General features: G+C 71.5%; 19 protein-coding genes, 2 pseudogenes and 1 riboswitch. Of the genes and pseudogenes, 12 read left to right on the forward strand and 9 right to left on the reverse strand.

The genetic code is table 11. The features are described 5' to 3' along the window. The first annotated feature begins 52 nt into the window (after positions 1-52). The 4 genes from ACQEV8_RS27170 (at position 53) to ACQEV8_RS27185 (ending at position 7,020) form a co-directional block, all read left to right on the forward strand. Complete coding sequence (locus ACQEV8_RS27170; RefSeq protein WP_432965122.1) at positions 53-1,714, forward strand: serine/threonine-protein kinase; 1,662 nt, start codon at positions 53-55, stop codon at positions 1,712-1,714. Between the two features lie 101 nt (positions 1,715-1,815). Continuing rightward, the gene (locus ACQEV8_RS27175) at positions 1,816-3,291 is read left to right on the forward strand and encodes a protein kinase domain-containing protein (protein ID WP_432965125.1); all 1,476 of its coding nucleotides are present in this window, start codon (positions 1,816-1,818) and stop codon (positions 3,289-3,291) included. Positions 3,292-3,563: 272 nt separating this feature from the next. Then, positions 3,564-5,192 (forward strand): succinic semialdehyde dehydrogenase, encoded by a 1,629-nt coding sequence (locus tag ACQEV8_RS27180; protein ID WP_432965128.1) that lies wholly within the window; start codon positions 3,564-3,566, stop codon positions 5,190-5,192. 40 nt (positions 5,193-5,232) lie between these two features. After that, the gene (locus ACQEV8_RS27185; protein WP_432965131.1) at positions 5,233-7,020 is read left to right on the forward strand and encodes a GMC family oxidoreductase N-terminal domain-containing protein; all 1,788 of its coding nucleotides are present in this window, start codon (positions 5,233-5,235) and stop codon (positions 7,018-7,020) included. Between the two features lie 81 nt (positions 7,021-7,101). On the opposite strand, the gene ACQEV8_RS27190 is transcribed toward ACQEV8_RS27185, so the two are convergent. Then, complete coding sequence (locus ACQEV8_RS27190) at positions 7,102-8,088, reverse strand: LAETG motif-containing sortase-dependent surface protein (RefSeq protein ID WP_432965134.1); 987 nt, start codon at positions 8,086-8,088, stop codon at positions 7,102-7,104. A 214-nt stretch (positions 8,089-8,302) separates the two neighbouring features. On the opposite strand from ACQEV8_RS27190, the pseudogene ACQEV8_RS27195 reads away from it, so the two are divergent. Then, a pseudogene (locus ACQEV8_RS27195) lies at positions 8,303-9,435 on the forward strand (hypothetical protein). Between the two features lie 536 nt (positions 9,436-9,971). Here the strand turns inward: ACQEV8_RS27195 and ACQEV8_RS27200 are convergent. Further along, a pseudogene (locus ACQEV8_RS27200) lies at positions 9,972-10,267 on the reverse strand (chorismate mutase). 356 nt (positions 10,268-10,623) lie between these two features. Here ACQEV8_RS27200 and guaA point away from each other — a divergent pair. After that, positions 10,624-12,204, forward strand: coding sequence for a glutamine-hydrolyzing GMP synthase (gene guaA, locus ACQEV8_RS27205; RefSeq protein WP_432965137.1), 1,581 nt, complete (start codon positions 10,624-10,626; stop codon positions 12,202-12,204). A 197-nt stretch (positions 12,205-12,401) separates the two neighbouring features. On the opposite strand, the gene ACQEV8_RS27210 is transcribed toward guaA, so the two are convergent. Further along, a complete protein-coding gene (locus ACQEV8_RS27210; RefSeq protein ID WP_432965140.1) occupies positions 12,402-12,875 on the reverse strand; it encodes a pyridoxamine 5'-phosphate oxidase family protein in 474 nt (157 codons plus the stop codon). A gap of 190 nt (positions 12,876-13,065) precedes the next feature. Between ACQEV8_RS27210 and ACQEV8_RS27215 the strand changes: the two genes are divergently transcribed. Beyond that, complete coding sequence (locus ACQEV8_RS27215) at positions 13,066-13,860, forward strand: class II aldolase/adducin family protein (protein WP_432965144.1); 795 nt, start codon at positions 13,066-13,068, stop codon at positions 13,858-13,860. A 30-nt stretch (positions 13,861-13,890) separates the two neighbouring features. On the opposite strand, the gene ACQEV8_RS27220 is transcribed toward ACQEV8_RS27215, so the two are convergent. Beyond that, entirely contained in the window at positions 13,891-14,775 is an 885-nt protein-coding gene (locus ACQEV8_RS27220; protein ID WP_432965147.1) for a DUF4429 domain-containing protein, read from the reverse strand. A gap of 274 nt (positions 14,776-15,049) precedes the next feature. Between ACQEV8_RS27220 and ACQEV8_RS27225 the strand changes: the two genes are divergently transcribed. Then, positions 15,050-16,366, forward strand: a complete 1,317-nt coding sequence (locus ACQEV8_RS27225) for a hypothetical protein (protein ID WP_432973020.1) — start codon at positions 15,050-15,052, stop codon at positions 16,364-16,366. A 138-nt stretch (positions 16,367-16,504) separates the two neighbouring features. Beyond that, positions 16,505-17,032, forward strand: coding sequence for a DoxX family protein (locus ACQEV8_RS27230; RefSeq protein ID WP_432965150.1), 528 nt, complete (start codon positions 16,505-16,507; stop codon positions 17,030-17,032). A 51-nt stretch (positions 17,033-17,083) separates the two neighbouring features. Here the strand turns inward: ACQEV8_RS27230 and ACQEV8_RS27235 are convergent, their stop codons facing one another. Further along, positions 17,084-17,302 carry a hypothetical protein gene (locus tag ACQEV8_RS27235; RefSeq protein WP_432965153.1) on the reverse strand — a complete coding sequence of 73 codons (219 nt, stop codon included), beginning with the start codon at positions 17,300-17,302 and terminating at the stop codon, positions 17,084-17,086. Then, positions 17,289-18,761, reverse strand: a complete 1,473-nt coding sequence (locus ACQEV8_RS27240) for a PspC domain-containing protein (protein WP_432965156.1) — start codon at positions 18,759-18,761, stop codon at positions 17,289-17,291. The genes ACQEV8_RS27235 and ACQEV8_RS27240 overlap by 14 nt, the downstream gene beginning before the upstream one ends. 178 nt (positions 18,762-18,939) lie before the next feature. Here ACQEV8_RS27240 and ACQEV8_RS27245 point away from each other — a divergent pair, with 178 nt between their 5' ends. Both ACQEV8_RS27245 and ACQEV8_RS27250 read left to right on the forward strand, forming a co-directional pair. Continuing rightward, positions 18,940-20,226 carry an ATP-binding protein gene (locus tag ACQEV8_RS27245; protein WP_432965159.1) on the forward strand — a complete coding sequence of 429 codons (1,287 nt, stop codon included), beginning with the start codon at positions 18,940-18,942 and terminating at the stop codon, positions 20,224-20,226. After that, positions 20,223-20,984: a LuxR C-terminal-related transcriptional regulator gene (locus ACQEV8_RS27250; protein WP_432965162.1), complete on the forward strand. Its 762-nt coding sequence runs from the start codon at positions 20,223-20,225 to the stop codon at positions 20,982-20,984. Before ACQEV8_RS27245 ends, ACQEV8_RS27250 begins: the two co-directional genes overlap by 4 nt. A gap of 63 nt (positions 20,985-21,047) precedes the next feature. Here the strand turns inward: ACQEV8_RS27250 and ACQEV8_RS27255 are convergent, their stop codons facing one another. Then, entirely contained in the window at positions 21,048-22,115 is a 1,068-nt protein-coding gene (locus ACQEV8_RS27255) for an NlpC/P60 family protein (RefSeq protein ID WP_432973023.1), read from the reverse strand. A gap of 433 nt (positions 22,116-22,548) precedes the next feature. Between ACQEV8_RS27255 and ACQEV8_RS27260 the strand changes: the two genes are divergently transcribed. Then, positions 22,549-22,902 (forward strand): hypothetical protein, encoded by a 354-nt coding sequence (locus tag ACQEV8_RS27260; RefSeq protein WP_033311513.1) that lies wholly within the window; start codon positions 22,549-22,551, stop codon positions 22,900-22,902. On the opposite strand, the gene ACQEV8_RS27265 is transcribed toward ACQEV8_RS27260, so the two are convergent. Together ACQEV8_RS27265 and ACQEV8_RS27270 are read right to left on the reverse strand one after the other, a co-directional pair. Further along, a complete protein-coding gene (locus ACQEV8_RS27265; RefSeq protein ID WP_432965166.1) occupies positions 22,880-23,908 on the reverse strand; it encodes a hypothetical protein in 1,029 nt (342 codons plus the stop codon). The genes ACQEV8_RS27260 and ACQEV8_RS27265 overlap by 23 nt on opposite strands. Positions 23,909-23,984: 76 nt before the next feature. Next, complete coding sequence (locus ACQEV8_RS27270) at positions 23,985-25,157, reverse strand: NlpC/P60 family protein (RefSeq protein WP_432965169.1); 1,173 nt, start codon at positions 25,155-25,157, stop codon at positions 23,985-23,987. Between the two features lie 8 nt (positions 25,158-25,165). Next, positions 25,166-25,324: riboswitch (cyclic di-AMP (ydaO/yuaA leader) on the reverse strand. Positions 25,325-25,524 lie beyond the last annotated feature (200 nt).

A 25,524-nucleotide genomic window follows, 5' to 3' on the forward strand; every position in this document is an offset into this window, starting at 1 on the left:
GGTTCGCGGCATGGGTGGATACGTAAGCGCTTGGCGCGATATGGATGACCCCATGAGCAACGACGGGGGATCCAGATCCGGGGCCGACGAGCCGACAAGTTTCGTTCTGCAACCGCCCAACCCGCAGGCGCCGATACCGGGCAACCCGTACGCGACGCCCACCCAGGTCGTTCCGCCCCGGTCGGCGGCCGTGGCACCCGTGGCGACGGCGGCGGCCGAGGACCCCGGCGCCGGGCGGCTCATCGCCGGGCGTTACCGGCTGATCGCCAAGCTCGGGCACGGCGGCATGGGCACGGTGTGGCGGGCCGAGGACGAGACGGTGGACCGGGAGGTCGCCGTCAAGGAGCCCCGCGTCCCGGATCATCTTCCCGACCGCGAACGTGCCAACGCCTTCGAGCGCATGCGCCGCGAGGCGCGTGCCGCGGCCCGGCTCGACCACCCTGCCGTGGTCGACGTCCACGACGTCGCGGTCGTGGACGACCAGCCGTGGATCGTGATGGAGCTGGTGCGGGGACGGTCGCTGGGCGACGCGCTCCAGGAGGGCACCCTGTCCGCGCGAGAGGCCGCCCGGATCGGCCTGGAGGTGCTCGGCGCGCTGGAGGCCGCGCACGCCGCGGGCATCCTGCACCGCGATGTGAAACCGGACAACGTGCTGCTCGGCCGGTACGACCGGGTCGTCCTCACCGACTTCGGCATCGCCCAGATCGAGGGCGAGACCAACCTGACCGACACCGGCGGCTTCGTCGGCTCGCCCGAGTACATCGCGCCGGAACGGGTGCTGGGCCAGCGCCCGGGCCCGGCCAGCGACCTGTGGTCCCTGGGCGTGGTGCTGTACGCGGCGACGGAGGGCGTCTCGCCGTTCCGCCGCAGCAACACCCCCGCCACGCTCCAGTCCGTCCTCAACGCCACGCCCGCGCCGCCCGCCTCCGCCCCGGGCCCGCTGGCCGAGGTCATCACGGGCCTGCTGCACAAGGACCCGGCCCGCCGCCCGAACGCCGCACAGGTGCGTGCCCGGCTGGAGGCGGCCGCGAACCCGCCCGCCGCTCAGCCCACCCAGGCCGTGCGGGTCACGGGCCAGGGCGCCGGAAGCCGGGGCATCCGGCTCGGCCGCGGGGCATGGACCGGGCTCGGCGTGGCCGTCGTCGCGGCGGCGGTGACGGCGGGCCTGGTCATCGCGGATCCGTTCGCCGGGCCGTTGCCCGACGGCTGGAAGACCGAGCGGGAGAAGAGCCTCGCCGTGTCGCTGGCCGTCCCCGACGAGTACCGGCGGACCGTGCCCGGCCAGGAGAGGGACCAGGAGCACTGGGTCACGTACACCGACTGGAGCGGCAGCATCTGGATCGGCCTGACCCTCGACAAGAAGGCGGAGGACACCGGCAGCAACATCGCGGGCTCCGCGGCCGCCGAGATGTACGACGACGACAGCCGGTTCAAGGACAGCGGCAGCTACGACCTGGACATGCCGGCGAACCCGAGGACGAATCCCAGGGTGACCACGTACAGAGACAGGAAGGCCGCCGAGAACACCGTCTCCTACGAGACCGACGACAGCGAGAACCCGCGCCCCCGCGAACTCAGGATGTTCTACTACCGGACTCCCGGCGGCGACATGTACAAGCTCACCGTCAGCTACCCGGGCAAGGGCGACTTCACCGACCGCGGGCGTGAGGTGGCGAGCACGGCGATCGCGAACCTGGACATCGACAACACCTGAACCCGGAAAGCAGGAGGCCTCGACCTGGCTGCAGAACCCTCCAACACCCCCAAGAACGACCCGCGTCGACAACCGCACGTCCCGCACGGTACTGATGGGGCATGAGCAACGACGGGGGCGGGGCGGGCGCCCAGGGCCGGCTGATCGGTGGGCGCTACCGGCTGATCGAGCGCATCGGCTCCGGCGGGACGGGCATCGTCTGGCGGGCCCGCGACGAGCTCGTACAGCGTGAAGTCGCCGTCAGGCAGCCCCGGTTGCCGGGCGGCCCGGAGGACGAGAGCCACCGGCGTGCGGCCCACCGGCTCCACCGTGAGGCCCGGGCCGCCGCCCGCGTCGACCATCCCGCCGCGGTCACCATCCACGACGTGGTCGTCGAGGCGGAGCGGCCGGACGAAGGCCCGCGCCCTTCGGGTCCCGAAGAGATCGACGCGGCCGAGGCGCTCGACGGACTCCCCTGGATCGTCATGGAGTCGGTGCCGGGCGAATCCTTGCAGGACACGCTCCGACACGGCACCGTCGACGCGCGCGAAGCGGCCCGGATCGGCCTCGCCGTTCTCGGTGCCCTGCGCGCCGCGCACTCCGTCGGCATCGTGCACCGGGACGTGAAACCCGCCAACGTGCTGCTCGGCCCCGAAAGGCGCGTCGTCCTCACCGGCTTCGGCATCGACCATGCCGGGGGCAAGGAATCCCTCATGGCCGGCGGCGAGTTCGTCGCCCCCGAGCGGCTGTCCGGCCGTACCGCCGGGCCCGCGTCCGACCTGTGGTCCCTGGGCGCCCTGTTGTACGCCGCCGTGGAGGGCTCGTCCCCGTTCGGCCGCACCACGCCGGCGGCGACTCACGCCGCGATCCTCGCCGCCGAGCCGCCCGAACCGGAGCAGGCCGGACCGCTCGGGCCGCTGATCGCCCGGCTGCTGGCTCACGACCCCGGCCGGCGGCCGGACGCCGAGGAGGTCGCGAAGGAACTGGAGGCGGTGGCGGGACCACCGCCCCTCCCGCCCGTCGCGGAGATACCCGCCGGGGACCAGGAGGCCGAAGACGTACGGGAGCCGGCGGACGGCCCCGGCCGCGGCCCGGGAACGCACCCGGACGCGACCGTCGCGCCACCGGAGCCGCCGAAACGGCACATCCTCCTCCGCCCCGCCCCCTCGCCCTCCTCAGCGCACTGCTCGCCGGTGGCATCGGCGCCGCCACCCACCTCGACGGCACCGACAGCGCGGAGAGCGCCGACCGGAGCGCCGACACGACGGACACCTGGATCCCGCACCACGATCCGGACCTGGCGGCCGTACTCCGCCTCCCGCGCCACTACCGCGAACTCGACCGGACGGGCAGCGCGACCGACCAGCCCCGCACCGTGCTCTACGGCGACGAACGGGGCGGCACGATCCAGATCCGTCTCCTCCTCTGGGACCGGGCGCCGGGCTCCCCGACGGACCAGGCCCGGAAGGCACCCGTCGTCCCGGGGGACACCGGGGACACCCGGTACGACCGCACCCGCGTCCAGGGCCACGAGGCCGCCCTCGCCGACACCGCCTACCGCGCGGACGAGGGCCCCAGGCGGGTCCTGCGCGTACTGATCCGCACCGGCGACGACCGCATGTACGAACTGCGCGTCGACATGCCCAAGGGCACGCCGGAGGAGGAGGAAGGCACAGCGGTGTTCCAGGGCGCCCGGGACCGGCTCGGGCTCGGCACGGGATCGTAAAAGGCTGAATTACACCGACTGTCACCCCACAACGCCCTGATCAGGGTGTTTGTTGCCAGCAGCCACTGGCGTCGTGTGTGTACTCGGTGAAGCCGTATTACCGACGGGTACCCAAAGCCTCCGCCGGGGCATACTCTGCGGCTCATGACGGACGCGCACGCCCCGGAGAAGACCGGCACGGCTCAGACCGGCACGAACCCCCTCGCCCCCGCCCCGGAGGGCGCCCGCACCGCCGCCGACGTGGTCACCCCCGAGCTGGTCGCCCAGCTCACCAAGGGCGTGGCCGGCTCCGGTACCACCGCCAACCACACGCCGTTCACCGGGGAGAAGCTCGCCGACCTCCCCGAGTCGACGCCCGAGGACGTGGCGAAGGCCTTCGAACTGGCCCGCACCGCCCAGGCCGTGTGGGCGCGGACCCCTCTGCGGCAGCGCGCCGCCGTCCTGCTCCGCTTCCACGACCTGGTGCTGGAGCGCCAGGCCGAGGTGCTCGACCTGATCCAGCTGGAGACCGGCAAGGCCCGGCTGCACGCCCACGAGGAGGTCCAGGCCGTCGCGGTCGCCGCCCGGCACTACGGCCGCAAGGCCCCCGCCTACCTCCGGCCCAAGCGGCACGCCGGTGCCATGCCGACCCTCACCAAGGTCACCGAACTGCGTCACCCGCGCGGTGTGATCGGCCAGATCGCCCCCTGGAACTACCCCCTGGAGCTGTCGGTCGGCGACGCGATCCCGGCCTTCGTCGCGGGCAACGCGGTCGTCATGAAGCCGGACACGGAGACCTGCCTCACCGCCCTGTGGGCCCGTGACCTGCTCATCGAGGCCGGCCTGCCCGCCGAGGTCTTCCAGGTCGTCCTCGGCGACGGCCCGGTCATCGGCCCGGAGGTCGTCCGGCACGCCGACTACGTCTCCTTCACCGGCTCCACCCGTACCGGCCGCGAGGTCGCCCAGGGCGCCGCCGCCCGGCTGGTCGGCGTCTCCCTCGAACTCGGCGGCAAGAACGCCATGCTGGTGATGGAGGACGCCGACATAGAGAAGGCGGCGGCCGGCGCCGTCCGCGCCTGCTTCTCCTCCGCCGGCCAGCTCTGCATCTCCATCGAGCGGCTGTACGTCCACGAGTCCGTCGCGGACGCCTTCCTGGAGCGCTTCGCCGCCCGTACGAGGACGATGCGCCTGGGCAAGTCGCTGGCGTACGGCGCCGACATGGGCTCCCTGGTCGGCGAACGCCAGCTGGAGACCGTCACGCGGCACGTGGAAGAGGCGGTGTCCAAGGGCGCGAAGGTCCTCGCAGGCGGGACGGCCCGCCCGGACATCGGCCCGTACTTCTTCGAGCCCACGATCCTCGACGGGGTCGAAACGGAGATGTCCGTCTGCGCCGAGGAGACCTTCGGCCCGGTCGTCTCGGTCTACCGCTTCAAGGACGAGGACGAGGTCATCGAGCGCGCCAACGCCACGGCGTACGGCCTGAACTCCTCGGTCTGGACGAAGAACGCCCGGCGCGGCCAGGAGGTCGCCGCCCGGCTGCGCACCGGCACGGTCAACATCAACGAGGGCTACGCCCCGGCCTACGGCAGCGTCCAGTCGCCCATGGGCGGCATGAAGGACTCCGGCCTCGGCCGCCGCCACGGCTCCGAGGGCATCCTCAAGTACACCGAGGCCCAGACGGTCGCCCACCAGAGGGTTCTCCCGATGGCCCCGTCCCTGGGCATGGACGACGAGAAGTACGCCCAGTTCATGAGCAGGAGTCTCCGTCTGATGAAGGCCTTCCGGTTCCGCTGACCGACCTCCTTCTCGCACGGACACTCAACGAGGAGAACACGTGCCACAGGACGCTTACGACTACGACGTCATCGTGGTCGGCTCCGGCTTCGGCGGCTCGGTGACCGCCCTGCGCCTCACGGAAAAGGGCTACAAGGTCGGCGTCCTGGAAGCAGGCCGCCGCTTCACCCGGGAGTCCCTCCCCAAGAACTCCTGGGACCTCAGGAACTACCTCTGGGCGCCGAAGCTCGGCATGTACGGCATCCAGCGCATCCACCTGCTGGGCAACGTCATGGTCCTGGCGGGCGCGGGCGTCGGCGGTGGCTCCCTCAACTACGCCAACACCCTCTACGTCCCGCCGAAGCCGTTCTTCGAGGACCCCCAGTGGCGGGACATCACGGACTGGCAGGACGAGCTGAAGCCGTTCTACGACCAGGCCCGGCGCATGCTGGGCGTGCGACTCAACCCGACCATGACCCCCTCCGACGTGCACCTGAAGGCCGCAGCGGAGCGCATGGGCTGCGGCGACTCCTTCCATCTCGCCCCGGTCGGCGTCTTCTTCGGCGACGGCGAGGACGCCGACGGCACGGCGAAGGCCAAGCCGGGCCAGGAGGTGCCCGACCCCTACTTCGGCGGCGCGGGCCCGGCCCGCAGGGCCTGCGCGGAGTGCGGCGAGTGCATGACCGGCTGCCGTCACGGCGCGAAGAACACCCTCAACGAGAACTATCTGCACCTGGCCGAGAAGGCCGGCGCCGTCGTCCACCCCCTGACGACGGTCGTCTCGGTCACCGACGACTCGCGCGGCGGATACGCCGTCGCCACACTGCCCACCGACGACCGCCGCAAGGCGAAGGGCCGCACCTACACGGCCCGCAAGGTCGTCCTCGCCGCCGGCACCTACGGCACGCAGACGCTGCTGCACCGCATGAAGGCGGGCGGCCAGCTGCCGTACATCTCAGACAAGCTGGGTGAGCTGACCCGCACCAACTCCGAGGCCCTGGTCGGCGCCCAGACCGACGACCGGCGCTACCGCAAGGCCCACGGCGGCCGGAAGGCCGACTTCACCCAGGGCGTGGCCATCACGTCCTCGATCCACCCCGACGAGAACACCCACATCGAGCCGGTCCGCTACGGCAAGGGCTCCAACTCGATGGGCGGCCTGTCCATCCTCCAGGTCCCCTACGCCGGCCACGCCTCGGGCACCTCGCGGGTCCTGGGCTTCCTCGCCCACGCGGCGAGACACCCCCTGCTGGTGCTGCGTTCCCTGTCCAACCGCCGCTGGTCGGAGCGGACCATCATCGGCCTGGTGATGCAGTCGCTGGACAACTCCCTGACGACGTATCTGAAACCGTCGGGCGCCGGCCGCGGCCTGCTCACCGCACGCCAGGGCCACGGCGCCCCCAACCCCAAGCAGATCAAGGCCGCCACTCAGAGCGCCTCGGCCCTGGCCGCCGAGATCAACGGCTTCGCGGGCTCGAACGTCGGCGAACTGATGGGCACCCCGCTCACCGCCCACTTCCTGGGCGGCTGCCCCATCGGCGCCTCCCCCGAGACCGGCGTGATCGACCCGTACCACCGCCTCTACGGACACTCGGGCATCTCGGTGGTCGACGGTGCCGCGGTCTCCGCCAACCTGGGCGTCAACCCGTCCCTCACCATCACCGCCCAGGCCGAGCGGGCGATGTCGTACTGGCCCAACAAGGGCGAGCCCGACCTCCGGCCGCAACAGGGCGCGGCCTACGAGCGTCTCCAGCCGGTCGAGCCGAAGTCCCCGGCGGTCCCGGCGGACGCGTTCGGCGCGCTGCGGCTGCCGTTCCTGGGCATGCCGGCGGTGCCCCCCAAGAACTGAAGCCGGCGGACAACAGAAGAGGGACCTGCGCCCCCCTCCGAGCGCAGGTCCCTCTTCCGTCTTGCGTCAAGCTCTGGCGTCCTACGCCTCCACGCCGGCCTTGCGGCGACGCACCACGAAGATCGCACCGGCACCGGCGACGACCGCGGCACCGCCGACGAGGCTGATCATCGGCAGGGCGGAGCTGGAGCCGGTCTCGGCGAGGCTGCCGGTGACCTCCGGCGTCGTGCCGCTCGGCTTCTCGTCGGTGACGGGCGCCTTGCCGCCTTCCTGCGGCTTGGTGCCACCGGTGTCCGTACCGGAGGAGACGATCTGGAACTTGTAGGAGATCTGGCCGAAGCCGGTGCACTCGGCGTCGTTGTCGCCGTAGATCGTCGCGCCGAGCGAGAAGCCGGCGCCGACCGGGGCGGACGGCTTGACGTTGAGGCGCAGCGGGATGTCGACCTCGTAGTCCGGCTTCAGCTCGTCGGTGTAGCCGACGTAACCGACCGCGTAGCCGCCCTCGTTGAGGTCGACCCAGATCTTGTCCTGGGGGTCCCAGGCCTGGAGCTGGACCTTCTTGCTGGCAAACAGATTTTCGCCGTTCTTGTCGGCGGAGGCGCCGGCGTAGAAGTCGAGGTCGTTGAGCGTGGAGTCGGAGTTGTTGAGCACGTTCAGCGAGAACTTGTGCCAGCCGCTGCCCGCCGAGATCTTGCCGGGCAGACCGCTGATGCTGACGTCGACCTTGGTGTCCTCGCACACCGAGGGCTCGGGGTCCGGGGACTCGGACTCCTCGGGCTCGGAGGTGGTCGGCGCCGGGGCGGACGTGCTCGGCGCGCTCGACGTCGCGGGAGCGGACGTGCTCGGCGCGGGCGGCGTCGTCGTCTCGGCCGGCGGCGTGGTCTCGGCCGGCGGCGTGGTCTCGGTCGCCGGCGGCGAGGTGCTGCTCTCGGGAGCCGACTCGCTCACGGACGTGCTCGGCGTGGGCGTCGATCCGTCGGTCGCGTACGCGGCCGGTGCCGCGAGCAGTGCCACCGGGGCTATGACCGCCGTAGCGGCCGCTGCTGCCATGGCGCGGCGAAGCTTCATGAAGACCTCGGAGAGTCCGGCGTACCGCAGGGTGCGGTACGAACGTTGGGTGAGGCCTCCGCGTTGGGGGCGCGGGAGTGGCCCGTGGTTCTGAAGGTTTGATCCGTGAAACCTGTGAAAGGTTGCACTGACCTTCACAGGATTCTTATGTGGGCTCAGTCACATACATGACCTTCTTGTGAAGGCGCTCACCGAGCGCCTAGAACTGTCGCTCGTGTCTGACAAACCGTCCGATGATCAGCCGTCGGCCTCCGAGATCCCCGACGATGTCTGGGAACAGTTCATCCGCGACGCCGAACGGGATACCCGCGGCTCCGCCCCGAAGGAGCCGTCCGCGCGGGCGCGCATGGTGACCGAACGGTTGCGCCGGCAGGAGGAGCGGGGCGAGTCGCCCCCGGGGTGGCGTACCGGCCCCGAATCGCCGTACACCCACGGCCGGGCAGGCCGTCGCCGCACGCTGTGGGCCGTTCTCGGTGTGCCGGTCGCCGTCGCGGTGGCCCTGGTCGCCCTGAAGCCGTCACTGCTGCCCGGCGACCCCTTCGGCTCGGACGCGTCGCGGGCCGAGGCCTCGCCCCTGCCCGCCGAGACGGCGCCGCCCACCGCCGCACCCGGGGGTCGGACCCCGGAACCCCCACCCTGGACGAGCCCTTCGCCGGCTCCCCGGCGCTGCGCTGGGCCGACGGCGAGGCCGGCATCGTCCTGCCCGAGGCGAAGGCCATCGGTCCGGTCTCGAAGGACCGCGTGGAACAGGCGCTGAAGCTGACGAAGAAGCTGCTGGTCGGTGCCAACCTCGACCCGAAGACGGTGCACGGCGAACGACCCGAGGCCGCACTCGACGTGCTCGACCCCAAGCAGCCAGGGCTCCTCGACGACCTCGACACCGCCCTGCTCTCCCCGAGCGACAAGCACGACCCGCTGACGATGTTCAGCCGTTTCGACCCCGACGAGATACGGCCGGCCGGTGACGTGATCAAGACGCGCGGGCGTATGACATTCGAGAAGGGCTCGCACGCGGGGGTCGCGGTGCGCGCCGACTACACCTTCGTCTACCCCGTCATGCGCGCCGACGGATCGACCGAGGTCACCCGCACGATCGTGCGCAGGGTCCTCGATGTCGAACTCGCGGACCCCGTCCGCTACCGGGTCACCCCGGGCCGGCTGACCGTCCGGAAGTACGACGAGGAGATCGGCAACTCCACCTGCGACGTCCACGACGGCTATCTGCACCCGGAGTTCCCGTCGAGCGGGGGCAAGGGCCCTGACCCCACCGGCCCGACGACGGACCCGTACGACCGCAGCAGGAGCATCGACGACGGCAACGCGTGCGGGACGGTGACCCGCACCTGAGCAGGCGCCGGAAGCAGGCCCGGTTTGCAGGCGCGACATGCACGAGCGAAGGGCCCCGCGGGGTGGAGCCGCGGGGCCCTTCTTCTCGTCAGCACCGACGTCAGGGCAGCGCCGGTGCCTGGAAGCGGCGCCGGGGGGTGCGCCGCTGGTCTCGACCTTTGGCCGTCGAACAATGTGGGAGTCAAAGGGGGGACTTGGGCTGTATGCGCATCGTGCTGGATGAACGCGGCGCCCGCAACCGTTTGACCCGGCCCTGCGCGTTCTCTCGATTCCGCCGGGCGGCCCCGGGCGTCCCCGGAGCCGCCCGTTCTCTTGGGTGACCGGACTGCTGTCCCCTGCCGTCCGGTCACTTCCCTGAAGCGAGGTCCCACGACGCACGGCACGATCCGTACGTCTCATCGCTCCAGTGAGCCACGCGTGGTTCTTTCGGGCCCGCCCCTGGCTGGCGCGGACACCGAGACCAACGAGGTGGCCCGGGGCCGGTCACGCGCCGTACGGGTGAGGAGGGGGCGTACGTCTGTCCCACGAATGTGGTTTCAGATCTTGCCCCGGCACAGCTCCAGCAAGGTCATCGCGATGGCCGTGCCCGGCTTGCCCAGCGCGTCCCTGTAGTGGCCCAGCACCTCCATCTCGCGGGACAGGTTCACACGCCGGCCTCCGGAGGTGATCCGCGCCTCCTGGATGACGGCAGACACCGCCACCCGTTCCTGGATCAGGCCGATGATCCGGTCGTCGAGCGCGTCGATCCGCTCGCGTGCGCCCGTGATCACCTCGGCGGCCTCGGGGTGCGGGCGCCGGTCACGTCGGCGGCGGTGGTGGTGGGAACGGTCATGGGAGGGGCTCCTCGTCGTCAGGGGGTGCCCCGGAGCGGCAAGGCCCGGACGACGGCAGACGCCCCGGGCCTTGTCGGCCCGGGGCGCCTGGGAAGTCGCTTGTCAGTTGCTCAAGCAGCACGACCATGGCAGCCGGCGGGCCGGATGCCATAGGTAAAGCGGAAGGTGTGGTGCGTGAGCATGGCGCTCAGTATGCCCGGGGGCGGCGCGGTGTCCAAGCGGGTTCGCATGGTGAGACTCGCATGGCGGGACGAGAGGCCCGGAGCCCGGGCTTCCGTGGGCGGGACGCCGCGCACGAGCACCTCGGTAGAATCGGGTGGCACAAGACCCCCGCCCCACCGCCGGAAGGCACCCCGTGTCATCAGCGACTCCCGCTGCCAACGCCCCCGACACCGTCCTGGTCGTCGACTTCGGCGCGCAGTACGCCCAGCTCATCGCCCGTCGTGTCCGCGAGGCGCGGGTCTACAGCGAGATCGTGCCGAGCACCATGCCGGTCCAGGAGATCCTCGCCAAGAACCCCGCGGCGATCATCCTCTCCGGCGGCCCCTCGTCGGTCTACGAGGAAGGCGCCCCGAGCCTCGACCGCGCCATCTTCGAGGCCGGCGTCCCTGTCTTCGGTATGTGCTACGGCTTCCAGCTGATGGCGCGCACCCTCGGCGGCACCGTCGACAACACCGGCGCCCGCGAGTACGGCCGCACCGGACTGCACGTCTCCAAGTCGTCCTCCACCCTCTTCGAGGGCACCCCCGCCGAGCAGCCCGTCTGGATGTCGCACGGCGACGCCTGCTCCGCCGCCCCCGAGGGCTTCTCCGTCACGGCCTCCACGGACGTCGTGCCCGTGGCCGCCTTCGAGAACGACGAGAAGAAGCTCTACGGCGTCCAGTACCACCCCGAGGTGATGCACTCCACGCACGGACAGCAGGTGCTGGAGCACTTCCTGTACCGGGGCGCGGGCCTCACGCCGAACTGGACGACCGGCAGCGTCATCGAGGAGCAGGTCGCCGCGATCCGCGAGCAGGTCGGTGACCGGCGCGCCATCTGCGGGCTGTCCGGCGGCGTGGACTCCGCCGTCGCCGCCGCCCTCGTCCAGAAGGCCATCGGCTCCCAGCTGACCTGTGTGTACGTCGACCACGGCCTGATGCGCAAGGGCGAGACCGAGCAGGTCGAGAAGGACTTCGTGGCCGCCACCGGCGTGCAGCTGAAGGTCGTGGACGCCGAGGAGCGGTTCCTCAAGGCGCTCGCCGGGGTCTCCGACCCCGAGGAGAAGCGGAAGATCATCGGCCGCGAGTTCATCCGGGTCTTCGAGCAGGCCCAGGCCGAGATCATCGCCGACCAGGGCCCGGCCGTGGAGTTCCTCGTCCAGGGCACCCTCTACCCGGACGTGGTCGAGTCCGGCGGCGGCACCGGCACGGCCAACATCAAGTCCCACCACAATGTGGGCGGCCTGCCCGAGGACCTCGAGTTCAAGCTGATCGAGCCGCTGCGCCAGCTGTTCAAGGACGAGGTCCGGATGGTCGGCCAGGAGCTCGGCCTGCCGGACGAGATCGTCCAGCGCCAGCCGTTCCCCGGCCCCGGCCTCGGTATCCGTATCGTCGGCGACGTCACCAAGGAACGCCTGGACCTGCTGCGCGAGGCAGACGCCATCGCCCGCGAGGAGCTGACGGCGGCCGGCCTCGACCGGGACATCTGGCAGTGCCCGGTGGTCCTGCTCGCGGACGTCCGCAGCGTCGGCGTCCAGGGCGACGGCCGTACGTACGGCCACCCCATCGTGCTGCGCCCCGTCTCGTCCGAGGACGCCATGACAGCCGACTGGTCGCGTCTGCCGTACGAGGTCCTGGCGAAGATCTCGACCCGGATCACCAACGAGGTGCGCGACGTCAACCGCGTCGTCCTCGACGTGACCTCGAAGCCGCCGGGGACGATCGAGTGGGAGTGACCTCCCTGCCCAGGGCCTGTCGTTTGGATCAGGTCGCAGGAAACTGACGGTTCCTGGAAATCGCCGGCGAGCGGGGTCTGGTGCGTGCAGCTGCAAGGCGGAGGAGGGCGGCGATGCGGAGCATCGGCAACCGACGACAACGCGGCAGATGCGCGTGCCGGACCCCCGCGTCTGCGGCGTGATCCGAACGGCAGGCCCTAGGTGCGCTTGATCGTGCGCAGGGGTTCGCCGGGCGTCCAGACCTGGACGACGAGGTACGTGTCGTCCTCGACGTAGGTCCTCACGACCTCCGTCAGCTCGGTGCGGAAGAGGTGGAGCGGCTCCGGCGGTTCCACCTCTTCGACGTATCCGGCCTTGGTCCGCGCATCCTCGACCTCGATCGCCCTGCCGCTGATCCGGACGTCGCCGCCGCCCATGCCCGTGCCCTCCCCGGGGTTCGCCTGGAGCGTGAAGCGCGGGTCGCGGCGCAGGTCGAGCGCCTTGAGCGAGCCCGGCATCATGCCGAGCCACAGCTCGCCGTTCAGGAACCGCACCTCGAGGCCGCTGGTGCGGGGCGAACCGTCCTTGCGGAGGGTGGCGAGGACGTGGTGGGTGTAGGCGCCGAAGCGCTTCTCGACGGTGTCGGCCAGGTCCGGTTCGGCGGCGGCGAAAGACGCCCAGTTCGCTGTCATACGGAGAGTGTGGCGCCGAAATCCGACATCTTCTGTCGGCTATTCGTGGGGTAGGGGAGACCGGGGGCAAAAGGGTGCGCACAGGGTGCTCTCAGGGGCGCTCGTTTCATCTTCACGAAACGGTTCTGTTCATCCCGGCCCGACCGGCGGTAGCTTCCGCCCCGTACGAAGAAACAGCGCTGGAGGACCTATGCACGGGCCCACCCCGCCCCTGCCGTTGCCCACCGACCGGCTGCGGTTCGCGATGCCGCCCATGCACGAGTCGGTCGAGGACGAACGGCTGCACCGCAAGGAACGGCTCGCGGGCGCCCTCAGGATCTTCGGGCGGCTCGGCTTCGAGGACGGTGTGTCGGGGCACATCACCGCCCGCGACCCGGAGTACACCGACTGCTTCTGGGTCAATCCGTTCGGGCTGCCCTTCCGGCACGTCACCGTGAGCGACCTGGTGCTCGCCAACCAGGACGGCCAGGTCGTAGAGGGCCGCTACCACGTCAACCAGGCCGCGTTCACCGTGCACGCCCAGGTGCACGCCGCCCGCCCCGACGTGGTCGCCGTCGCCCACTGCCACTCGGTGCACGGCCGGGCGCTCGCGGCCCTCGGCGAGCTGCTGGAGCCGATCACCCAGGAGAGCTGCGCCTTCTACGAGGACCACGCCCTCTACGACGCCTACACGGGCGTCGCCGTCGACGCCGAGGAAGGGCGGCGCATCGCGGCCGTACTCGGCTCCCGCAAGGCGCTCGTGCTGCGCAACCACGGGCTGCTGACCGTCGGCGACTCGGTGGACGCGGCGGCCTGGTGGTTCGTGTCGATGGAGCGGTCCTGCCAGGTGCAGCTGACGGCGCAGGCGGCCGGACGGCCGGTCCGCATCGACCACCGGATGGCGGTGGCGACGCGGGAGCAGCTGGGCGGCGATCTGGTGGCGTGGATCAACTACCAGCCGATGTGGCAGGACGTCAGCCGGAGCGAGCCGGATCTGCTGAGTTGAGCGGCTGTGGGGCGCGGCGTGCCGCTGGTGTCAGAAGCCGCGGAGCACCACCGCTTTCGTCATCGCGAACTCCTCGTCCGTGAGCACCCCGTCCCGGTGCAACCGGCCCAGTTCGCGCAGGCGGCGCAGCAGTACGTCGTGGTGCTCCAAGGCGGGCGGTGCCGCCGCCGGGAGCGGGTGGTGGGCGGACCTGTCGAGCGCGGAGCCGGTGGAGGGATGCGGCAGCCGGGCCGTGACCGCCGTGGCGACGAGCGCTGTGAGCAGATCGCGGCGGGTGCTGCCCCACAGGTCCAGGGCGTACGGGTCCTTCTCCGGCGGCAGCTTCGAGTACACGGTCTCGCGGGTCACGAAGCGCAGAAGGCCGTCCTCGTGGCCCAAGTTCGGCAGCCACTCGACCTGGACCAGGTCGCCCATGGTGATGATCCGCGGGCCGGTCGCGCGTTTGACCCGCTCGGAGGTGTCGGCCCAGTCGATCCGTACCCGGGTGCCGTCGAAGGAGACCGTGCCGTCGGACGAACGGACCGAGACCGGGACCGGGGGTCCGGGCAGCAGATACGTCTTCGCCGGCTCCTTCGGAATCCGGTCCAGGAACAGCGCGCGGCGGATCTCCTCGGCGACGTACTCGGCCACCCCCGTACGGTCGGCGTCCACCGTCAGCCGGTATGGATCGGCCGCGTCCGGCAGTCGCCCACCGGTCGCCTGGAGCAGAGGATCGGCACCCTCCCGCAGCCGCAACCGCAGCCGTCCGCGCCTGTGTTCGGGTTCGAGGACGACACTCGAGACCGCCTCGAGCGGCACGGCGATCTCCCCGTACGTCTGCCGGAACAGCGGCACGGAGCGGTGCAGACCGGGCGTGATCCGGACCGTGTCGCCGTCGAAGGCCCAGGTCCCGTCACGCTGGATGATCTCGGCCATAGGGGAATTCTCCCAGCCAGGTCAACGCGGCACGCCGGAATTCACCCGTGTTGACCAGACCGAGCGGACGTGAACCGGCTGGTGTAGGGGACAATTCGCTGTCGTCGCAGGGGAGTTGTACAGCGGTGCTTCCGGTGTCCGGAAGGCCGACGGTGGTTGGGTCGTGGGAAGGCGGGCGTCGGACGTGGCGGTGCGCGAGACGGGGCAGGGCGGCGTGGACGCGGGTGGGTACGCGGACGCGGGAGCGTATGCGGGCCGGTACTCCGGTGGGCCCATGAGCGGGTACGCGGGCGGCCACGGCAGCGCTCACGGTGGTGCCTATGGCAGTGCTCACGGAGCTGCTCACGGCAGTGCTCATGAAGGCGGGTGCGCCTGCGGGGACTGTCCGCACGGGGCGCGTGAGGGGCACCGGCGGGCCGTCGCCGCGTTCCTGCGCAGGCGCGACGAGTTCGCGGCCGGGCAGGGGCTGCCGGCCGCGGTGGCCCACTCCGCCTCGGCCTCCCGGCAGTGGGTCTCGGAGGAACTGGCGCAGTCCGCGGAACTCGTCGCCGAGCGCGGCCGGGCCGAAGGCCAGGCCTGGCTGACGGGACTGTGGCGCCGTACGGCGGGTGTGGTGTGGGCGGCCGTCGTGCTGTTGCTGCTCGGGCAGTGCCTCACCGCGGTCGGTGCGGGCTGGACGGCGGCGCGTACGGCCGGGCTGGCCGCGGCGCTGGTGGTGGCCGGCGCGGTGACCACGGCGTCGTGGTTCCACCGGTCGAAGGGCGGTGCGCTGGCGCCCGTGATCGGCGAGGACAACCGGCTGTCCACCTCCCGCACGGTCGCCGCGGCGTGGGTGCTGTTCGTGGCCTACGCGGTGCTCGTCCTCGCGGGGCGGCTGGCGGCCGCCTCCCGGCACCGGGAGCGGGACGCGCTGCTCTCCGGGCTGGAACTCGCCCGCGGCGCCGGGGTCGTGACCGTGCTCGCGGTGGTGTGCGGGATCGCCGTGCTCGTGCGGCGGGTGGTCGGGCTGCGGGTGCTGGGGCAACGGCTGCAGAAGGTCCGCGCCGACCGTCCGCGCGCCGCCGACCTGCTGACCGACGACGCGGGCCGGGGCACTTTCGCCGACATCCAGTACGTCGTCATCAGCGGTGTCGCCCTGGTCTTCGCGGCGGTGCGGCTCGCCAGACGTCCGGACCAGTTGCCGGACCTGCCGTGGGGACTGGCGGTGGTGGTCCTGGTGTCGGCCGCGACCTATCTGGCCGGCAAGTACGCGGAGGGCGGTCGGCCGGTCATCCTCTCCGTGGTCCGGGCCCGGGAGGCGGGCGATCTCGACGGGCCGATCCGCACGGGCGACGACATCGAGATCCGGGGCGCCGGGTTCGTGCCGCCGGGTGCTCAGGGGGCCGACCGGCTGGCCCGGATGGTCGTCCGGGTGGGTGTCGTGCACGTCCACGTCCCCCTGGTACCGGTACCCGGCGGCTTCAGCAACCCGGCGGACACGCTCCTGACGGTGCCGGTGCCGGCGGATGTCGAACCGGGGCGGGTGGACGTGCAGGTGGTCACGGCGGCGGGGGTGGAGACGAATCGGTACGCGGTTGATGTGACGGAGTGACGGCGGCCTGCGGACTCCGGTGGTCGGGCAACAACGGGCAACAATTGGGGACGGACAGGGTTGAGCGCGACCTGTTCGTCGTACGTATGGTCTGTTGAGGGGGTCTCGGCACCGGCGGCGAGAGGCGGCTTTGCAGCGATGACTCACAGTATGCGAACGGACACGAACGCCCCCCACTACCGCGGCGACGGAGGCTGGCGGGACACCCTCGGCCGCTACGCCCTCCTTCCTCTGCGCATCTTCCTCGGCGTCACCTTCATCTACGCCGGCCTGGACAAGATCACCGACAGCGCCTTCATGAAGGACGCCGGTTCCGGGTCGATCGGCGACATGATGCGCGCCGTCCGCGACTCCTCCGCCATTCCCGCCCTGGTCGACCTCTCCCTGAAGAGCCCGGTCGGTTTCGGGTACGCCATCGCCTTCGGAGAACTGGCCGTCGGTATCGGCACCCTGCTCGGTGTGCTCGCCCGTCTGGCCGCACTCGGCGGCGCGCTGATCTCCCTCAGCCTGTGGCTGACCGTGAGCTGGGCCTCCGATCCCTACTACTACGGCAACGACCTCGCCTACCTCATGGCCTGGACCCCCCTCGTCCTGGCGGGCGCGCCCCTGTTGTCCGTGGATGCCGCGCTGAGGTCGCGACGACGGCAGAGGCGGGAGTACCGGTAGCCGGAGCCCGGAGCCCGGAGCCCGGTGCCCGGAGCCCGGGAGCATCGGTGGCTAGTCGGTGGCGGTACGGCCCCCCGTGCGGCGTCGGCGCAGGCGGCCCATCAGGAACGCCACCGCGCCGGCCAGGCACAGTCCGCCCGTGACGAGGGGGATCGCCACGAACCAGGGGATGTCCCATGCGCCGCCCGCGTCACCGGCATAGATGACGCCCGTCAGGACGAGGACGACACCGGCGACCAGCTTTCCGGGCCGGGGCTCATGACGCAGCACGGGTCACCTCCGCCTGTCCCATGCCGACCTGGAGGTCCAGGTCGATGGTGCCGGACCTCTCGACGCCCTTGGCGGGAGAGAGAGTGATCTCTTTCTGCTGCCCCGGTTTCACGTCCACGTCCTTCGCGTCGTCGCCCGGCAACTGGAGATCGCCGAGCCCCACGTCGACGCTCAGCCGCACGGTCACGTCCTCGGGCACGAGCACCTTCACCCGCCCGATGCCCACATCGGCTCGTGTCGTCACGGTCTGTCTCCCGGCCACGTCCAGCCCGGTCAGGTCGAGGGTGCCGACACCGGTGCCCAGTTCGTACCGCTCCCGTACGTCCGCCACGGTGGCGGGCCGCCACGTCGTGCGGGCCCACTGGGTGCTGATGTCCTTGGGCAGTGCCGCCGAGGCGGCGAGCAGTCCGGCGGTGATGATCGCCAGCAGGATCGAGCCCGCCCCGGTCCGTCCCAGGAAGGCGCTGACGGCTATTCCCAGGCCCAGAACGGCGAGCGCGCAGGACAGCCCCGTCTGCAGGCTGGTGCCCAGCGGGTGCTCGTCCCAGGTCAAGCCGGTGCCCAGGGCACCGGCGAGCAGGGCCAGCAGGAAGACCCAGCCGCCGATCCAGCGGGGGCCGCGTGGCTCGGGCGGCCGGCTGCGCGGGACGGGTATGTCCTCGCGGCCGCCGGGCCGGGTGCCGAGCCCGATGTTGATGGCTGCCGCGACGTCCGGGTCGCGGGCGTCGCGGGGGCCCCAAAGGTAGCCCGTCCCGCCGATGTGGGTGCCGTCCTTGACGATGGGGTCGCGCCACCAGGAGGGGGAGGTGGCAAGGGCCGGCGGCGCCTGGGGTTCGGGCGGGGCGTCGGCGGCGGCCTGGGCGGCCAGCGGGTCGGGGCTGGGGGCGCCGCGCTGGCGTGACCAGTAACCGGCGCCGGCCAGCAGTATGGAGAGGACGAAGGCGAAGGTCAGCACTCCGCCGTTGTTCAGCAGGGTCAGGAACACTCCGGAGCCGACCAGCGCGAACAGCACGGCCGTCAGGGCCTGACCGTCGACCCGGCCGGTCAGGAGCTTGCGCACCTCGTTCTCGTCCTCGTCCTCGTACGGGACGAGGAGCCAGACGAAGCCGTAGAAGAGCAGACCGATGCCGCCGGTGACGGAGAGCACCGCGAGCGTGATCCGGAAGATCACCGGGTCCAGGTCGCACTGCCGCCCGAGCCCGGAGCAGACGCCGGCGAGGGTCTTGTGGCGGCGGTCGCGGCGGAACGCGCGGGGCGGACCGGGCGCGTCGGGCGGGGCTGCTTCCCCGGCCGGGTCGGCCGCCTCGGCCGAGTCGGGGGTTGCTCCCTGTCCTCCCGTGCCCGCACGCCCGTGCGCGGGGGAGCCGGCGGGCGCGGCGTCCTGCGGCCCGGCGCCCGGTGCGGGGCGCGGGCCGGAGCCGGGTCCCGGACCCGTCGCGGCGTGCTCGTGATCGGTCATGGGTCCATGGTGACGGGCGCGGCGCCGCGGCGGCAGTCGGAACGACCCTGGCCGGACCCTGATATCGGCCCTGAGGAACGGCTCGGGAGGCGTTCGACGGGCCGGGCTCCGGAGATCAGGGGAGTCTCCGGGGTCGACCCTGATGCTCCGGTCTCCTGGCCGTGTGACCATCAATGGCATGTCGGAAGCCGCAGCAGCGCCACTCGCCGAACCGCGGCCGCCGCGCAAGCTCTACCGCAGCAGTGACGGACGCTGGCTCGGTGGCGTGGCGCGAGGCCTCGCCGGGCACCTCGGGCTGCCCGTCGTCTGGGTGCGGCTCATGTTCGTCGGCCTGTTCATGGCCGACGGCCTCGGTGCGCTGCTGTACGCCGCGTTCTGGTTCTTCGTCCCTCTCGGCGTCGGCGGAGTCGACGCGCAGAGGCCGCCCGCCGCCTCGGAGACCGCGCCCGACGGCCGCCGCAGGCTCGTCGCCCGCAAACCCGACAAGGGCCAGATAGTGGCCCTGCTGCTCATGGTCGCCGTGGCCCTGGTGTTCGTGGGCAACGTGAACCTCAGCGGCGGGGCCCGGGTGTATCTCTGGCCGGCGGTGCTCGTGGGCGCGGGCGTCGCCCTGGTCTGGCGGCAGGCGGACAACGCCCGCCGGGCCCGCTGGGTCGAGGTCGGCCGTCGCCGGCGCACGGTCACGCTGCTGCGCGCGGTCGGCGGAGTGCTGCTGGTGACGGCCGGTGTCTCCGGCATCTTCGTCCTCCAGGGATCCGCCGCCCACCTCGGTTCCGTCCTGCAGGCGGCCCTCGCGGTCCTCGTCGGCATCACGCTCCTCGCCGGGCCGTATCTGGTGCGCATGACGCAGGACCTCTCCGAGGAGCGCCTGATGCGTATCCGTGCCCAGGAGCGCGCGGAGGTCGCCGCCCATGTGCACGACTCGGTGCTCCACACCCTCACCCTGATCCAGCGCAACGCGGAGAACGCGAACGAGGTGCGCCGCCTCGCCCGCGCCCAGGAGCGGGACCTGCGCACCTGGCTCTACAAGCCAGAGGGCACCGGCAAGGACGAGGCCGACGAACCCACCACGCTCGCAGACGCCGTGCGGCGCAACGCGGCCGAGGTGGAGGACAAGCACGGAGTGCCCATCGAGGTCGTGGTGGTGGGGGACTGCCCGCTCGACGAGGGGACCGGCGCACAGATGCAGGCCGCGCGGGAAGCGATGGTGAACGCCGCCAAGTACGGTGGCGAGGGCGGAGCCGTACAGGTCTACGCCGAGGTCGAGGGGAAGACGGTCTTCGTGTCCGTCCGGGATCGCGGCCCCGGCTTCGATCTCGACTCGATACCCGCCGACCGCATGGGTGTCAGAGAATCGATCATCGGCCGCATGGAGCGCCACGGTGGCACGGCGCGGCTGCGCGCGGTGCCGGACGGCGGCACGGAGGTCGAGCTGGAAATGGAGAGGGCGGAGAAGACGTCATGAGCGACCCGACCGAGGCGAACGGTACGGCGGGAGCGGCGGAGGCGGCCGGGCCCGTGGAGGCGGCCGGGCCCGCGGAATCGGGCGGCGGCACCGGCGGGCGCCGTGTGCGCGTGGTCCTCGTCGACGACCATCGCATGTTCCGTACGGGGGTCCAGGCCGAGATCGGGCAGACCGAGCAGACCGGTGTCGAGGTCGTCGGCGAGGCCGCGGACGTCGACCAGGCGGTCACGGTCATCACCGCGACCCGGCCCGAGGTGGTCCTCCTCGACGTGCATCTCCCGGGCGGTGGCGGGGTGGAAGTGCTGCGCCGCTGTGCCCCCTTGATGACCGGCCCCGAGCAGCCGGTCCGTTTCCTCGCGCTGTCGGTGTCGGACGCGGCGGAGGACGTGATCGGCGTGATCCGCGGCGGGGCCCGCGGGTACGTCACCAAGACGATCACCGGCACGGACCTCGTCGACTCCGTCTTCCGGGTCCAGGAGGGCGACGCGGTGTTCTCCCCGCGGCTGGCCGGGTTCGTCCTCGACGCCTTCGCCTCCACGGACGCACCTCCGGTCGACGAGGACCTGGACCGGCTGACCCAGCGCGAGCGCGAAGTGCTGCGGCTCATCGCCCGGGGATACGCCTACAAGGAGATAGCCAAGCAGCTGTTCATCTCCGTGAAGACGGTCGAGTCGCATGTCTCGGCGGTCCTGCGCAAGCTCCAGCTCTCCAATCGGCACGAGCTGACGCGGTGGGCCACGGCTCGACGGCTGGTGTGATGCGGCGGCCGGGCCGGTCTGCCCCGTCGGACCAGCCCGGCGGACCACCTGTCAGGCCACCCGTCAGACCACCCGTGTCGCCCCCGCGTACGGCATCTCGTCGAGCGGGGCGACCCGTACCGGGGCCGATGAGTTCGGTGCGTGGATCATCTGCCCGTTGCCCACGTAGATGCCGACGTGACTGACACCGGCGTAGTAGAAGACCAGGTCACCGGGGAGGAGTTCGGAGCGGGAGACGCGGCGGCCGGCGGCGATCTGGGAGTACGTCGTGCGGGGCAGCGAGACGCCCGCAGAGCGGTACGCGGCCTGGACGAGGCCTGAGCAGTCGAAGGCGTTCGGGCCGGTCGCGCCCCAGACGTAGGGGCTGCCGAGCTTCTGGTAGGCGTAGGAGACGGCGGCGGCAGCGCGGGCGTTGGGCGCCTGCGAGGCGGCGGAACCGGGGGCCGTCAGGGCGTCCCGGAGGCCCGGCGAAGAGCGTGAGGCGCGGTCCGTGCCCGGCCCTTCGCCCAGGCGGGCACGTTCCTGCGCGGTCAGCCGGGACAGCAACTGCCGTGCGGAGCCCAGCTTGCCGGTGATCGTCTTCTTGTGCCGCTTCAGCTCCGTCTGCCGCGACTTCAGGGACGTCAGCTCGATATGGGCGGCCCCGCGCAGCTGCTCGATCTCCCGGACCTGCTTGCGTACGCCCGCGACGGCGGACTTCTGCCGGTTGCCGGCCCGCTCCACGAACTCGGCGTTCTCGAGGTACCGGTCGGGGTCGTCGGACAGGGCGAGCCGCAGGGCGGGGTCGATGCCGCCGTCCCGGTACTGCGCGGCGGCGACCGAGCCAAGGGCGTCGCGGGCCGTGCTGAGCCGTTCCTCCTTGCGGGCCGCCTGGTCCTGGAGCTCCCTGAGCCGCTCTCCGGCGGCGTCGGCCTTCTCCCTCGCGCCGTTGTACTTCTCGGTGGCGACCTCCGCCTCCTGGTACAGCTTGTCCACCTTGGCCTTGACCTGGCCGGGGGTGAGCTGTGGTTCGGCGTGCCCGGTTCCGTCGAAACCCGTCGCGGTCGCCGCGCCGGCGAGCGCGATCGTGGCGGCCGTACGGGCCGTGTTGCCGCTCGCGGTGCGCTGTCGGGGCTTGCGGTGCGCTGCCACCTGGGGAGCCACGTCCTTTCCTGCGACCGCCAGGGGTGTGCGACGGCCGCCGTGGGGAGCGGACGGGCGGCCTGCGCGTCCGGCGACGGCCCGCACAGGGGAAGCGGGCCGCCGCCGGATCTTCTGGCGGTGGTGCCCGACTGCCGCCCCTGGCCCGGGCGGCGGTGGGGAGCCGGTCACCTGGAGGAGGACGCTAAACCTCGCCATGGCGGCCCCGTGGCCGGTGCGCGGAACTGTTCCGAGCTGTCCCGAGAGGACCGACGGTGACCGTATGCGACTGTGATCCCGTCTCGGCGCCGTCGCCTTAACTCAGCGTGATGACCGATGCGTTGATTTCCTGGGCGAGTGCCGATGATCGGGTGCTATGGGGCGCATATATGCATCGGTGGGCCGGTGTCGGGCGGATCGGACTCCCTGATTAGGCTCCGGCCTCATGGACGTTCTCATCCACCTCTTCGTCGGCCTCCACATCATCGGCATCGCCTCGCTCCTGGGCGGCTTTCTCACCCAGATGAAGGCGATGGGCGAGGGCACCGCCCGCTACACCCCGGCAATGCTGCACGGCGCGCTGACGATGCTGGTCACCGGCGTGATCCTGGTCGGCCTCAACCAGGCCGACGACCAGTCGGTGAACAACATCAAGATCGGCGTGAAGCTGGCCCTGCTGATCGTGATTCTCGGCCTGGTCTACGTGAAACGGGACGACGAGAAGGTGGACAAGGGCCTGTTCGGCCTGGTCGGGCTGCTGACCACGGCGAACATCTTCATCGCCGTGCTCTGGACCTGACCCGTCGGCCGGGCCGGGAACCGGACCCGGCACCGGACCACGCCGAGGTGGCCGTCCAGACGGCGGCCACGAGCCACGCGGCCACCGCGATCCACAACAGCGCCTCCCCGAACCCGTCGAGCCAGGAGACGTCGAGGGCGACGGCGACGGCCAGTGCCGCCGTCCCCGTCTTGGCCCAGGTGAACACGGTCGCCCAGCGGCGGACGTCATGGCGGGGCCGGGGCCACAGGAACTCGGCGGCGAGCAGGACGGCGTAGCAGACCAGCGCGAGCACGAGCAGCACGACGGTCACGGTGCGCAGGACGTCCCGGTCGTCCTCGTTCCACAGGTACAGACGCGCGCTGTCGGCGCTGATCAGCCGCGCCCCGGCGAGCGCCGAGAGGGCGAGCGCCCCGCCCGCGAGCCAGTGATCGCCGGTCCCCCTGGCCACCTGCCGCACATCGAAACGGATCAGGGCGAGGACGTACAGCACCAGTCCCAGCCAGAACAGCACCAGCGCCCCGTGCGCGAGCCAGGCCGCCGAGTCGGCTGCGGCCAGCGTGGCGCCGAGCACGGCGAGCCCCTGTGTGGCCATGCAGCGCGCGAATACCGTCCCGGGCCTGCGCCGCTCCCCGCCCTGCGGGACGAGGACGAGCGGCACCGGCCAGAGCACGACGGCGAGCACCAGCATCGTCACAGCCAGCGCCTGTGAGCTGGCCGCCGAGAAGGCGGTGCCCAGGACGGCTGTCGCCGCCACGGTGGTGAGGGCAGTCGTCGTCACGCTCTCGAGGACGCCCGGTCTGCGCGTATACGCCCGCCACCTGGTCCCGGCCCGCAGCAGCCGCCGGGTGAAGTCGGCGGCGAACAGCAGCCAGGCCGCGCAGGCGAGACCGAGGGTGATGCGTGAGAGGACCTCGTACCCCGTCAGATCCAGACCGACCGACAGGGTGCCGGTCGCCAGCACGGCGGCACTGGCCGCCGGAGCGCGCTGCGCCCACCAGGCGACAGAGGGGGAGGGGCCGGGCATGGGGCCGATGCTAGGAGGCCCCGCGCGCGTTACGGGCAGGCCACGCGCGCGGGGTCCCAAAAACCTGCGAGACCCGTCAGGCCGGCCGCACCACGCTGTGGATCGACGACTCGCCGTCGTAGTAGATCGACTCCTCGCGCACGTACGTGCCGGGCTTCGGAGCGTGGATCATCATGCCGTTGCCGATGTAGATGCCGACGTGGGTGACATCGTCGTAGAAGAAGACCAGGTCACCGGGCCGGGCGTCGGCCAGGGGGACCGTGGTGCCGGCGTTGACCTGGTCGTAGGTCGTGCGCGGCAGGGTCACCCCGGCGGCCTTCCATGCGGCCTGGGTGAGGCCGGAGCAGTCGTAGGAGCCGGGGCCGGTGGCGCCCCAGACGTAGGGCTTGCCGATCTGGGCGCGGGCGAAGGCGAGCGCCTTGTCGGCCTTGGTGGCGTACGAGGAGTCGGGCGCGGTGGACGACGAGGACGAACCCGACGAGGAGGAGCCGCTGTCCTGCTGCTGGGCGGCCTCCTGCTCCTGCTCCCGCTCCTTCTGCTGCTCGGCCTGCTGCCGGGCCAGCTCGGCGGCCTTGCGGGCGGCCTCCTCCTGCTTCTCCTTCTCGATCGCCGCGAGTCGCGCCTTCTCCTCGGCGGTCAGCTTCGACAGCAGCTCGCGCGCGTCGGCGAGCTTCCTCTGGACGGTCGCCTTGGCCGTCTTCAGGTCGCCCTGCGACTCGGTGAGCGTCTCGAGGCTCTCGGCGGCCTCCTGACGCTTCTCCATCGTCTCTGACTGCTGAGTGATGTAGTCGTCGACCGCGACCTTCTGACGGCCGGTCATCCGGTCCATCAGCTGGGTCTGGTCGAAGTAGTCCTGCGGGGTGTCCGCGAGCAGGAACGTCGCCGTGTCCGGGGCGGAGGCGCCGGTGCGGTACTGGGCGGCGGCGAAGGTGCCGAGCTCCTCCCGCGCCTCGTTCAGCTTCTCGGTGCGCTGGGCGACGTCGTCGAGGAGGGTGTCGACGCGCTTGCGCTGCTTGGCGGTCTTCTCCTTCGCCCCGTTGTACTTCTCGGTCGCGGACCCCGCCTGGCGGTAGAGGTCGTCGACCTTCTTCTCGACTTCTTCCAGGCTGGGCTTGTCGTCGGCCTCGGGGGCGGCGTTGGCCGACTGGGACAGCAGGGCCACGGAGGTGAGGGCCGCCGTTGCGAGGGCGGGGGTCCGTATACCTGCCACGCGCGAACCCGTAGGACGCGACTTGCGGTGCGACGCCAAGGGAGGCGACTCCTTCCATGCTCCGCCTACCGGGTTAGCTGTCGGGTTCGGGCGGGTGCTTCGGAAGGGTTGCCCTACGGCCTTCTCCGGAAAGGGAGTCGGGCCGATTCACCCCGGGGTCTCGGTTGGGTCCCCGGCTCTGGCTGCCGCTGCGGCACGCCGGACTCGGCGGAGGCCACGCGGCCCGGCGAGGTTCGCCGGTGCGGGTCGTGTGGCCTCCTCGCACGGTAGCCAACTCGTGTGGTCCTTGTGAAGGTTGATGGGTGATATGCCCGATACATTTCCGTGACCTTGCTCATGAACATCGCCGAGAGTGATTAATCGAGGGGGTTCGTCATTATTCAGGAGTAATTGTGAAGGGTGTAGC

Origin of the sequence: Streptomyces sp. CA-179760 (genome assembly GCF_050937045.1) — a bacterium.
Taxonomy (GTDB): domain Bacteria; phylum Actinomycetota; class Actinomycetes; order Streptomycetales; family Streptomycetaceae; genus Streptomyces.